The sequence below is a fragment of the Cytobacillus massiliigabonensis genome (assembly GCF_900199725.1).
GTDB classification, from domain to species: domain Bacteria; phylum Bacillota; class Bacilli; order Bacillales; family Cytobacillaceae; genus Cytobacillus; species Cytobacillus massiliigabonensis.
In genome coordinates, this window is sequence record NZ_LT904903.1 from 1 (window position 1) to 11,950 (window position 11,950).

The following is an 11,950-nucleotide window of genomic DNA, read 5'->3' on the forward strand; positions in this document are numbered from 1 at the left end:
CCGTTCCCATCCCGAACACGGAAGTTAAGCTTCTCAGCGCCGATGGTAGTTAGGGGCTGTCCCCTTGTGAGAGTAGGACGTCGCTAGGCAAATGAAAAGAGTACCTTTATTGGTGCTCTTTTTTGTGTTTCAAATTCCTATCAACATTTCAATCATAGGTTTGAGAAATAAAAAATGGGGGAAAATTATAATACTTGTTCATTGCAACGTAATATATACTTATGTATAATTAAAGTCAAATATAGTCAAAGTCAGATTGGGGGGAGGAATAATGAGAAATATTTCAGATATCATTGAGAATTACTTGAAGCAGGTCTTGGAAATGAGCGAGAGAGAACTGGTTGAGATAAAACGCAGTGAAATTGCTGATAAATTCCAATGTGTACCATCCCAGATAAATTATGTCATCAATACTAGATTTACAATTGAAAAAGGTTATGTCGTCGAAAGCAAGAGAGGCGGCGGTGGATATATACGAATAATGAAAGTTCAATCTTATGATCATGCTCATGTAATTGAACAAATATTGTCCTTAATTCAAGGCCGGTTATCACAGAATAGTGCGGAAGATGTAATATTTCGTCTTGTAGAGGAGGAGATTATTACCAAGAGAGAGGCGAAAATCATGCTCAGTGTTATTGACCGATCTGTATTATATATTGATCTCCCTTATAGAGATGAACTCCGTGCAAGAATGTTAAGAGCTATGTTAACGACTTTAAAATATAAATAAACAGCGAGCTGGAGAGGTGAAAACATGATATGCCAGGAATGTAATCAAAGACCTGCAACGCTGCACTTTACAAAAATAGTTAATGCTGAAAAAGCCGAGTATCATTTATGCGAGAAATGTGCGCAGGAAAAAGGTGATATGTTTATGCTTAGTGGGGCAACGGGTTTTTCAATTAATAATTTATTAGCTGGCTTATTGAATATGGATCCTGCAGTCCAAAAAAAAGAAAAAGATACTTTCCAAGAGGAAAATGTTTTGCAATGTGATCAATGTTCTATGACTTTTCAACAATTTATAAAAATAGGAAGGTTTGGGTGTGCCCATTGTTACAAAGCTTTTGAGGAACAGCTTAAGCCAATACTTAGAAGATTGCATAGCGGAAACTCTTCTCATAACGGGAAGATTCCTACAAGAATCGGCGGAAGTCTGCATTTGAAAAAGAATATTGAGGAATTAAAATATCAGCTAAAAGAATCTATTTCCAAGGAAGAGTTTGAAAAGGCGGCGGAATTAAGAGATGAGATTCGATTGCTGGAAGTCCAATTAAATACAAATCTTGAGGGAGGGAAATAGCTTGTCCTTAGAACGTTTTATTAATCAAGCTGTCAGTTCCTGGATGAGTGCTGAAGGTCCGGACTCAGACATCATCTTAAGCTCAAGAATTAGATTAGCCCGTAATATAAATCAGTTTAAATTTCCTATCCTTTTTTCGAATGACGAGGCTAAGTCGGTCATTCATAATATAAAAGGAAGAGTGGATGACTCTTCTTTTACGAAGCTTGGAAAAATGGAGCTATTGATAATGGATGAACTTCAGCCGCTCCAAAAAAGAGTACTCATGGAAAAACATTTGATTAGTCCTTATTTAGCAGAGAATTCATCTTTTGGTGCTTGTTTGCTCTCTGAAAATGAAGAATTGAGTATTATGATTAATGAAGAGGATCATATCCGAATCCAATGCTTATTCCCAGGCTTTCAACTTTCAGAGGCTTTGGAAATGGCTAATGAGATTGATGATTGGCTTGAGGAGAAGGTTGATTACGCTTTTGATGAAAATATTGGTTATTTAACTAGCTGTCCGACGAATGTAGGGACTGGGTTAAGAGCTTCGGTTATGATGCACTTGCCGGGACTTGTTTTGACTCAGCAAATCAATCGAATAATACCTGCAATTAATCAATTGGGATTAGTTGTTAGAGGCATCTATGGAGAAGGCAGTGAAGCTTTGGGGAATATCTTCCAAGTGTCGAATCAGTTGACACTAGGGAAATCAGAAATGGATATAGTTGAGGATTTAAAGAGTGTAGTGAGTCAGCTCATTTCACAGGAAAGATCGTCAAGGGAAGCATTAGTGAAAACTTCAAACATACAATTAGAAGACAGAGTGTTCCGCTCTTTTGGGATATTATCCAATTCAAGAATCATTGAATCGAAGGAAGCGGCAAGGTGCTTATCGGATGTTCGTTTAGGTATTGATATGGGGTACTTAAACGATATTTCTAAAAATATTTTAAATGAGCTAATGATACTAACGCAGCCTGGATTTCTTCAACAATATGCTGGGGGACCATTAAGACCTCATGAACGGGATATCCTTAGAGCTACATTAATAAGGGAAAGATTACAAATGGAGAATCAATAGATAGGAGGATGCTGATATGATGTTCGGACGTTTTACAGAAAGAGCCCAAAAAGTTTTAGCTTTAGCGCAGGAGGAAGCTATTCGATTAGGTCATAATAATATTGGAACAGAGCATATTCTTCTAGGTCTTGTACGTGAAGGGGATGGTATTGCAGCTAAAGCCCTTTATGCACTTGGACTTGGTTCAGATAAAATTCAAAATGAAGTAGAAAATCTAATTGGCAGAGGACAGGATACAACTCAAACACCACATTATACACCGAGAGCCAAAAAAGTGATTGAACTTTCAATGGATGAAGCAAGGAAATTAGGTCACTCCTATGTGGGAACAGAGCATATTCTCCTAGGACTAATTCGTGAAGGTGAGGGTGTAGCAGCAAGAGTGCTTAATAATCTTGGGGTCAGCCTTAATAAAGCTCGCCAGCAAGTACTGCAGCTATTAGGAAGCAATGAATCTGGCAGCCATCAGGGCGGCTCATCTGCCAACGCTAATACACCTACGCTTGACGGGTTGGCAAGAGATTTAACAGCGATTGCGAAAGAAGGAAGTCTTGATCCTGTGATTGGACGCAGCAAAGAGATTCAGCGGGTAATAGAAGTGCTGAGCCGCAGGACAAAGAATAATCCGGTCTTAATTGGTGAGCCTGGTGTTGGAAAGACAGCAATTGCAGAAGGGCTTGCACAGCAAATAATTAATAATGAAGTCCCAGAGACTCTTCGAGATAAAAGAGTAATGACTCTCGATATGGGAACGGTTGTTGCTGGTACAAAATACCGGGGTGAATTTGAAGATCGTTTGAAAAAGGTAATGGATGAAATTAGGCAGGCAGGAAATATTATCTTATTCATTGACGAGCTGCACACATTAATTGGTGCAGGGGGGGCAGAGGGAGCGATTGATGCTTCTAATATCCTGAAGCCATCTCTTGCACGTGGTGAACTGCAATGTATTGGGGCAACAACACTTGATGAATATCGTAAATATATTGAAAAAGATGCAGCATTGGAAAGACGCTTCCAGCCAATTACGGTTGATGAGCCAACAGCAGATGAGTCTGTACAAATTTTACAGGGATTGAGAGACCGTTATGAAGCCCATCATCGTGTAACAATAACTGATGCAGCGATTGATGCAGCTGTGAAGCTTTCAGATCGCTATATTTCAGATCGATTCTTGCCTGATAAGGCAATTGATCTTATCGATGAAGCGGGATCGAAAGTGCGACTTCGTTCTTATACGACACCGCCTAATTTAAAGGAGCTTGAAGTAAAGCTAGAGGATGTTCGAAAAGAGAAGGATGCTGCCGTGCAAAGCCAGGAATTTGAAAAAGCAGCATCATTAAGAGATACGGAGCAGCGGCTTCGTGAACAGCTTGAGGAAACAAAGAAATCGTGGAAAGAAAAACAAGGTAAAGAGAACAGTGAAGTCACTGTTGAGGATATTGCTAGTGTTGTATCCAGCTGGACGGGTATCCCAGTATCAAAACTGGCAGAAACGGAAACACAAAAGCTTCTAAATTTAGAAGAGATCCTTCATTCGAGATTGATTGGTCAAGAAGAAGCGGTAAAAGCAATTTCTAAAGCGGTACGCCGTGCGCGTGCAGGATTGAAAGACCCAAAACGTCCAATTGGCTCATTTGTATTCCTTGGACCAACTGGGGTCGGGAAAACAGAGCTTGCACGTGCGTTAGCCGAGGCAATGTTTGGCGATGAAGATGCAATGATCCGCATTGATATGTCTGAGTATATGGAGAAGCACTCTACTTCAAGATTAGTAGGGTCTCCTCCAGGATATGTAGGGTATGAAGAAGGCGGACAGTTAACTGAAAAGGTTCGAAGAAAACCATATTCTGTTGTTCTATTAGATGAAATTGAAAAGGCACATCCAGATGTTTTCAACATTCTTTTACAAGTATTAGAGGATGGCCGTTTAACTGATTCAAAAGGAAGAACTGTCGATTTCCGCAATACGGTATTAATTATGACATCGAATGTTGGAGCTGAAGCATTAAAACGCAACAAATATGTCGGGTTCAACATTCAAGATGGGGAACAGGATTACAAGGATATGAAATCAAAGGTAATGGAGGAACTGAAAAAGGCGTTCCGCCCAGAGTTCCTGAACCGTATTGATGAAATCATCGTCTTCCATGCTTTAGAGAGAAAGCATCTGAAGGAAATCGTTACATTAATGTCTGATCAATTGACTAAACGGTTAAAAGAGCAGGATATCGATATCGAATTAACTGATAATGCGAAGGAGAAAATATCTGTCGAAGGCTATGATCCTGAATATGGGGCAAGACCGCTTCGCAGAGCGATTCAAAAACATATCGAGGACCGATTATCGGAAGAGCTGCTAAAAGGAACGGTATTAACTGGCCAAAAGGTTGTTATTGATGTCCGTGATGGGGAGTTTGTTGTAGAAACAGGATCGAATATTACGGCTACTTTACAAAAATAATGAGTGAAATAAAAAGAAGAAGGTGCACGTGGAAAATCGTGTACCTTCTTTGTAATTACAAAGTGTGCAGCAGCGTATACTATAATTCTGGGTACATTTCCAATGAAGAATTAGAACATAAAGGTAAATGATAATTAAGAGAGGGAGAATAAAGGTATGGCCAAAAGAAAAACAAAGTTTATGTGCCAGGAATGCGGCTATGAATCACCTAAGTGGATGGGGAAATGTCCTGGCTGTGGTGAATGGAATAAAATGGTTGAAGAGGTAGAGAAAGCATCAACCTCGAGAAGAGGGGCATTTGCCCATTCTGAAGGATCTGCTGTTCTCTCAAAAGCGACACCGATAACCTCTATTGAGACAGTAAGTGAACCAAGAATATATACTGATTTAAATGAACTGAATCGTGTGCTTGGCGGAGGAGTAGTAAGAGGTTCTCTTGTACTGATCGGAGGGGATCCTGGAATCGGAAAATCTACACTTCTATTACAGGTTTCATCTCAATTAGCAAGTAAAAATCACTCTGTTTTGTATATATCTGGGGAAGAATCGATGCGTCAAACAAAATTAAGAGCGGACCGTTTAGGGGTTTCTTCAGATAATTTATTAGTTTACTCGGAGACAAGTCTTGAGGAAATCAGCAGGACAATTGATCATGTAAATCCAAGCTTTGTGATCATTGATTCGATTCAAACAATCTTTCATCCCGAGGTTACCTCAGCCCCTGGGAGTGTTTCTCAAGTAAGGGAGTGTACGGCTGAGTTAATGAGAATTGGGAAGACAAAAGGAATTGCCATTTTCATAGTCGGGCATGTTACAAAGGAAGGCTCTATAGCTGGACCGAGATTATTAGAGCATATGGTAGATACAGTGCTATATTTTGAAGGCGAGCGCCACCATACATATCGTATTTTACGAGCGGTAAAGAACAGATTCGGATCTACAAATGAAATGGGTATTTTCGAAATGAAGGAATTTGGGCTGGAAGAGGTAGAAAATCCGTCAGAGATTTTCCTGGAGGAAAGATCCCAAGGTGCAGCTGGATCAACCGTTGTTGCATCGATGGAAGGAACACGTCCTGTTTTAGTGGAAATACAGGCGCTTATTTCCCCAACTAGCTTTGGGAATCCAAGAAGAATGGCTACGGGGATTGATCATAACCGCGTACCATTGCTAATGGCAGTACTAGAAAAAAGGGTTGGGATGCTTCTGCAGAATCAAGATGCCTATTTAAAGGTAGCTGGTGGAGTGAAGCTAGATGAGCCTGCTATCGATTTAGCCATTGCTGTCAGTATTGCATCTAGTTTCCGTGATAAGCCAACTAGACCTACGGATTGTATTATTGGAGAAGTTGGATTAACTGGTGAAGTTAGAAGAGTGTCGAGAATAGAGCAGAGGGTACAAGAGGCGGCAAAGCTTGGTTTTGAAAGAGTAATTCTACCGTCTAATAATCTTGGCGGCTGGAAGGGGCCAAAGGGAGTAGAACTTATTGGGGTAGGTTCAGTTAGTGAGGCATTAAAAGCGACATTAGGAGGATAAAGGATGGACATGAAAAAGCTTGGTGAAAAAACGATGAGTGAAATCCTTCAGTTTATGGCTCCGGGGACGCCGATAAGAGAAGGAATTGATAATGTCCTTCGTGCAAACACAGGAGGATTAATTGTTCTAGGGAATAAAGAAAAAATGACAAATATCGTTGATGGAGGATTTCAAATAAATTCTCCATTTTCGCCAAGCTATTTGTACGAGTTAGCTAAAATGGATGGGGCAATTGTTCTGAATGAGGAAGGGAATAAGATATTAATTGCAAATGCTCAGCTTGCACCCGATCCTAGCATCTCTTCAACTGAAACTGGGATGCGTCATCGGACTGCTGAAAGGGTAGCGAAACAAACAGGATCCCTTGTGATCGCTATTTCCCAGCGCAGAAACGTTATTACTCTTTATAAAGGACATTTTCGTTATGCATTAAGGGATATCGCGGTGATTTTGTCAAAAGCTAATGTTGCTCTCCAAACGCTAGAAAAATATAAAGTTGTATTAGAACAGAATATTGCTAATTTAAGTGTACTGGAGTTTGAAGAGCTGGTTACTTATTGTGATATCATCAATGTATTTCACAGTATTGAAATGGTATTGAGAATAAAGACCGAATTGCTTGCTTATTTAAATGAACTGGGGATCGAAGGAAGACTGATCCGTTTACAGATGAATGAGATTTTGCTGGATATTGAAAGAGAAGCCGAATTAATTATTAAGGACTATGCCCATTCTAAGGATGTACATACGGGTGAACTATTTGATAAATTGCAGGAATTATCTACTGGAAAAATCCTAGAGGATACCGTTATTTTGAAATTACTAGGATATAACGGGTATATTCATACGGACGAATATAAATGCCCAAGAGGCTATCGTATGCTTTCAAAAGTCCCGCGGCTGCCACCGGTTATTATTGAGAATTTAATTGTTCATTTTAGTGATTTGCCTGCGATTGTAGCTGCCTCTGTAGAGGAATTAGACGAAGTAGAGGGAATCGGTGAGGTGAGGGCGAGGAAAATTAAAGAAGGATTAAAATTAATAAAAAATCAGCTTTTTGCAGATCGGCAGTTATAAAGTGACTATTGAACTATAATATTCAGTATGATACAATGTCTGTTTGTTTTATTTGACACTAGATTGCGAATGGTGCTACCCTTAGGCTGTGGCATTGTCTAATTCGCTTATTTTATTTTAATATAATTTTATTTCTCGAGGAAATTTCCTTTTTCTTTAGGTTTCAATTTTTGGAATTTGTTAATAATGATTAAAAGGAGGTGAAGGAATGTTAAAACGTATTGTTCAAGCATGCTTCCTTATTATTGGGGTAACGCTTGGGATATTTTTGATTCCTGATTTATTAAGACTACTATCACTTGATAACATTACCATGTTAAATAATCCTTATATGTCCGCGGTGTTAGGTGCAATTATTTTTTATCTTATTTCTTTTTGGGCGGTTGATTATGTTGTTAACTTTGTAAAATGGGTAGAGGAATCGCTTGTACGGGTACCGATAACCGATATTATTTTTGGAAGCATCGGTTTAGTATTTGGGTTGATTGTTGCCTTTTTGATTGGCTATGCATTAAATGCTATTGAGGTTCCTATTTTAAATACGGTTGCACCAATTGTGCTAACACTAATATTTGGCTATTTAGGGTTTCAGGTTGGCTTTAAAAAACGTGATGAGCTTCTTAATTTATTTTCTAATAAAAAGAAAAAAGCAAGTGAAGAGGAGCCGGAGGCAGCTGCTAAAAACATATTAAAAATATTGGACACAAGTGTCATTATTGATGGCAGAATTGCGGATATTTGCCAGACTGGTTTTTTAGAGGGAACAATTGTTATCCCGCAGTTTGTTCTTGAAGAATTGCAGCATATTGCCGATTCATCTGATGTGTTAAAGCGTAATAGAGGACGAAGAGGGCTAGACATTTTGAATCGAATTCAAAAAGAACTTGCCATAAAAGTAGAAATTTATGAAGGGGACTTTGAAGAGATTCAGGAAGTAGACAGTAAGCTTGTCAAACTAGCAAAAATTACAAATGGTGTGGTCGTAACGAATGATTTTAATTTAAATAAAGTTTGTGAGTTTCAAGGGGTTGCCGTCTTAAATATTAATGATCTGGCTAATGCTGTAAAGCCTGTTGTTCTTCCAGGAGAAGAAATGAAAGTTCAAGTCATTAAGGATGGGAAAGAGCAAAATCAGGGAATAGCCTATCTTGATGATGGAACGATGATTGTTGTTGAAGATGGACGTGATTATATTGGCAAGCATATCGATGTTTTAGTAACGAGTGTGCTGCAAACCTCAGCTGGACGGATGATTTTTGCAAAGCCGAAACTTTTAGAAAAAGCATTATAGAGAGATAGGGGATCTTTTTACATGGCTTATCAAGTCATTATTCCTGCAGCCGGTCAAGGAAAGAGAATGGAGGCAGGTAAAAATAAAATTTTGTTAGAGGTTGACGGGATACCTGTCTTCATTCATACGTTAAATGTTTTTCAGAAGGATGAATCATGTAAAGGAATATTTCTTGCGATAAATCCGGAAGAGGAAAAGGCATTAAGAGTGATTCTTGCTGAAAATCATATTACAAAGGCAGTTGCTCTTGTCCCAGGAGGGAAAGAAAGACAGTATAGCATCTACAATGCATTAAAGCATGTAAAACAAGAAGGAATCATATTGGTACATGATGCAGCTCGGCCATTTATTGATAAGGAACTCATCCTTCCTTTAGTTGATGCTGCAAAGAAAAAAGGGGCTGCTATTTTAGCAGTCCCTGTAAAGGATACAATAAAAAAAGCTGCTGGAAATATCGTTTCTGAAACGGTCGAACGTACGAGCTTGTGGGCTGTTCAAACCCCGCAGGCTTTTCGTTTTTCCATTTTGATGGATGCATATAAGAGGGCGGAGCAGGATAATTTTCTTGGAACCGATGATGCAAGTTTAGTAGAGCGCCTCGGCCAGGAAATTGAGATTGTAAAAGGAAATTATGACAATATTAAGCTGACGACGCCAGAGGACCTGTATTTTGCCGAAGCTATTCTCAGAAAAAGACAAAAGCGGCTGTAAAACTATAGATAAAGGAGCAAATCAAATGTTTCGAATTGGACAAGGCTTTGATGTACATCAATTAACAGAGGGACGTCCGCTTATTATTGGCGGTATTGAAATTCCATATGAAAAAGGCTTATTGGGTCATTCAGATGCGGATGTTTTATTGCATACAGTAGCTGATGCGTGTTTAGGTGCAATCGGAGAAGGAGACATCGGCAAGCATTTTCCTGATACAGATCCTGCGTTTAAGGATGCGGACTCAGCAAAATTATTAGAGCACGTATGGAAGCTTGTAAAAGACAAGGGCTATGAGCTTGTCAATGCAGATTGTACAATCATTGCTCAGAAGCCAAAAATGGCTCCCTATATTGAGCAAATGAGAGAGCGGATAGCACAATTATTAGAAACAGATAAAGACAATATTAATGTGAAGGCAACGACAACTGAAAAGCTTGGTTTTGCAGGGAGAGGCGAAGGGATTGCTTCACAGGTAGCTGTGTTATTGCAAAAAAGAAAATAAAATGAAATCTATTTTCAATTGATATAACTCTTTATCACAGAAATTTAGGGTGCTAAAATAGATGAGTAGCTAGAAGACTAATTAGGAGGCAACAGTATTATGTCAAACGATATTCGCGTACGTTATGCCCCGAGTCCAACTGGACATTTACATATCGGTAATGCTCGTACGGCATTATTCAACTATTTATTTGCTCGTAATAAGGGCGGGAAATTCATTATCCGTATTGAAGATACAGATAAGAAGCGCAATATTGAAGGTGGAGAAGAAAGCCAGCTCAAGTATTTGCAGTGGCTTGGCATTGATTGGGATGAAAGCGTTGATAAAGAAGGCGCGTTCGGTCCGTATCGTCAATCTGAACGGAATGATATTTATGAGAAATACTATACTGAGCTTCTTGAAAAAGGACACGCTTATAAATGCTACTGTACGGAAGAGGAAATTGAAGCAGAGCGGGAAGCACAAGTAGAAAAAGGTGAAACACCTGCTTACTCTGGGAAATGCCGCCATTTAACAACAGAGGAACAAGCTAAATTAGAAGCAGAAGGCAGACAGCCAAGCATCCGATTCTTGGTGCCAAAAGGGAAAGTATTTACTTTTAATGATATGGTTAAAGGGAATGTTTCTTTTGAAGCAGATGGAATTGGTGATCATGTCATTGTCAAAAAGGATGGAACACCGACATATAACTTTGCAGTAACGATTGATGATCACTTAATGGAGATTTCTCACGTATTAAGAGGAGATGACCATATCTCCAATACACCGAAGCAATTGATGATATATGAAGCTTTTGGCTGGGAAGCTCCAACATTCGGCCATATGACATTGATTGTGAATGAAAGCCGTAAAAAGCTAAGTAAGCGTGACGAGTCTATTATTCAATTTATTGAGCAGTATGAAGAGCTTGGTTATTTGCCTGAAGCGCTATTTAACTTTATTGCCTTGCTTGGATGGTCGCCATCAGGTGAAGAGGAGCTTTTCACAAAGGACGAGTTTATTACTATCTTTGATGCAGAGCGATTATCTAAATCACCTGCTCTATTTGATAAACAGAAGCTGACATGGATGAACAATCAGTATGTGAAAAAGTTAGATATCGATCGCCTTGTATCGATTGCCTTGCCGCATCTTGTAAAAGCTGGTCTAGTAAGTGAGCAAAGAACAGAAGGAGAAGAACAGTGGGTGCGAGGCTTAATTGCGTTATATCAAGAAAAGCTGAGCTATGGTGCTGAAATTATTGAGTTGACGGAAATTTTCTTTAATGAAGAGCCTGTCATGGATGAAGAGGCGAAAGAAGTTATTGGTGAGGAACAGGTACCCGAGGTGCTTGCTGCTTTCTTAAATGAAATCGAACAGTTAAATGATTTTAAGGCGGAAGAAATTAAAGCTGCAATGAAAGCTGTACAAAAGGCGACTGGTCATAAAGGAAAGAAACTCTTTATGCCGATACGAGTAGCAATCACTGGACAAACACATGGACCAGATCTTCCCCAAGCCATTGAGCTTTTTGGAAAAGAAAAAGTAAAAACAAGATTAATGAGTATTTTGGGTTAACATATTGCTTAAAATGTAATATAGTAATAAGTAATTCAATAAATGAAAGTGTAGAAGAGGAAAAGTAGGGATCATGATGCTTTTTAGAGAGAACCATCACCGGCTGAAAGTGGTTTAAGCCCCTCATTATTCTGAAGTGCCCCTCTGAGTCTTGTTTCGAACCTTTAAGCTGCTTCCGTGTAAGCAAGTGTCAGCTTTTCTAAGTAGAAATGAGCGGAACTCCTTCCGTTAACAGGTTAAAGTTGAGACTGGTAAAGTCTAAACAGAGTGGAACCGCGCATAAAGCGTCTCTGTCCTATGTGGCAGAGACGCTTTTTATTTTACAGATAAAATGTGTAACTTTGGTGTATGGGAATTGTCTAGTGCAAGCAGCCTATCGACTATCAAACTTCGGGTCCTCCTCCAGATAGTGCGGCGATGATCAAGGCACTTAC

At 39.2% G+C, this 11,950-nt stretch carries 10 protein-coding genes, 1 rRNA gene and 1 other annotated feature; all 11 genes read left to right on the forward strand.

The window, feature by feature from the left end; translation table 11 throughout:
- A 5S ribosomal RNA gene (gene rrf, locus C1726_RS05970) occupies nt 1-89 on the forward strand; the annotation flags it as partial.
- Between the two features lie 182 nt (nt 90-271).
- On the forward strand, nt 272-733 hold the full coding sequence (locus C1726_RS05975) for a CtsR family transcriptional regulator (protein ID WP_102272390.1): 462 nt from the start codon (nt 272-274) through the stop codon (nt 731-733).
- Nucleotides 734-757: 24 nt separating this feature from the next.
- Nucleotides 758-1,306, forward strand: a complete 549-nt coding sequence (locus C1726_RS05980; protein ID WP_102272391.1) for a UvrB/UvrC motif-containing protein — start codon at nt 758-760, stop codon at nt 1,304-1,306.
- Between the two features lies 1 nt (nt 1,307).
- The gene (locus C1726_RS05985) at nt 1,308-2,375 is read left to right on the forward strand and encodes a protein arginine kinase (RefSeq protein WP_102272392.1); all 1,068 of its coding nucleotides are present in this window, start codon (nt 1,308-1,310) and stop codon (nt 2,373-2,375) included.
- Nucleotides 2,376-2,391: 16 nt separating this feature from the next.
- Nucleotides 2,392-4,839 (forward strand): ATP-dependent protease ATP-binding subunit ClpC, encoded by a 2,448-nt coding sequence (clpC, locus tag C1726_RS05990; RefSeq protein ID WP_102272393.1) that lies wholly within the window; start codon nt 2,392-2,394, stop codon nt 4,837-4,839.
- A 156-nt stretch (nt 4,840-4,995) separates the two neighbouring features.
- On the forward strand, nt 4,996-6,375 hold the full coding sequence (gene radA, locus C1726_RS05995; RefSeq protein WP_102272394.1) for a DNA repair protein RadA: 1,380 nt from the start codon (nt 4,996-4,998) through the stop codon (nt 6,373-6,375).
- A 3-nt stretch (nt 6,376-6,378) separates the two neighbouring features.
- The gene (gene disA, locus C1726_RS06000; protein WP_102272395.1) at nt 6,379-7,452 is read left to right on the forward strand and encodes a DNA integrity scanning diadenylate cyclase DisA; all 1,074 of its coding nucleotides are present in this window, start codon (nt 6,379-6,381) and stop codon (nt 7,450-7,452) included.
- Between the two features lie 208 nt (nt 7,453-7,660).
- On the forward strand, nt 7,661-8,743 hold the full coding sequence (locus C1726_RS06005; RefSeq protein ID WP_102272396.1) for a PIN/TRAM domain-containing protein: 1,083 nt from the start codon (nt 7,661-7,663) through the stop codon (nt 8,741-8,743).
- A 21-nt stretch (nt 8,744-8,764) separates the two neighbouring features.
- Nucleotides 8,765-9,454, forward strand: a complete 690-nt coding sequence (gene ispD, locus C1726_RS06010; RefSeq protein ID WP_102272397.1) for a 2-C-methyl-D-erythritol 4-phosphate cytidylyltransferase — start codon at nt 8,765-8,767, stop codon at nt 9,452-9,454.
- 25 nt (nt 9,455-9,479) lie between these two features.
- A complete protein-coding gene (gene ispF / locus C1726_RS06015) occupies nt 9,480-9,959 on the forward strand; it encodes a 2-C-methyl-D-erythritol 2,4-cyclodiphosphate synthase (RefSeq protein ID WP_102272398.1) in 480 nt (159 codons plus the stop codon).
- A gap of 99 nt (nt 9,960-10,058) precedes the next feature.
- Nucleotides 10,059-11,516: a glutamate--tRNA ligase gene (gene gltX / locus C1726_RS06020; RefSeq protein ID WP_102272399.1), complete on the forward strand. Its 1,458-nt coding sequence runs from the start codon at nt 10,059-10,061 to the stop codon at nt 11,514-11,516.
- 42 nt (nt 11,517-11,558) lie between these two features.
- Nucleotides 11,559-11,811: a binding site (T-box leader), on the forward strand.
- Nucleotides 11,812-11,950 lie beyond the last annotated feature (139 nt).

Bases quoted from the DNA above. Each gene is read 5' to 3' on its own strand.
- C1726_RS05975 (WP_102272390.1), top strand. From the start codon at position 272: ATGAGAAATATTTCAGATATCATTGAGAATTACTTGAAGCAGGTCTTG.
- C1726_RS05980 (WP_102272391.1), top strand. From the start codon at position 758: ATGATATGCCAGGAATGTAATCAAAGACCTGCAACGCTGCACTTTACA.
- clpC (WP_102272393.1), top strand. From the start codon at position 2,392: ATGATGTTCGGACGTTTTACAGAAAGAGCCCAAAAAGTTTTAGCTTTA.
- radA (WP_102272394.1), top strand. From the start codon at position 4,996: ATGGCCAAAAGAAAAACAAAGTTTATGTGCCAGGAATGCGGCTATGAA.
- disA (WP_102272395.1), top strand. From the start codon at position 6,379: ATGGACATGAAAAAGCTTGGTGAAAAAACGATGAGTGAAATCCTTCAG.
- C1726_RS06005 (WP_102272396.1), top strand. From the start codon at position 7,661: ATGTTAAAACGTATTGTTCAAGCATGCTTCCTTATTATTGGGGTAACG.
- ispD (WP_102272397.1), top strand. From the start codon at position 8,765: ATGGCTTATCAAGTCATTATTCCTGCAGCCGGTCAAGGAAAGAGAATG.
- ispF (WP_102272398.1), top strand. From the start codon at position 9,480: ATGTTTCGAATTGGACAAGGCTTTGATGTACATCAATTAACAGAGGGA.
- gltX (WP_102272399.1), top strand. From the start codon at position 10,059: ATGTCAAACGATATTCGCGTACGTTATGCCCCGAGTCCAACTGGACAT.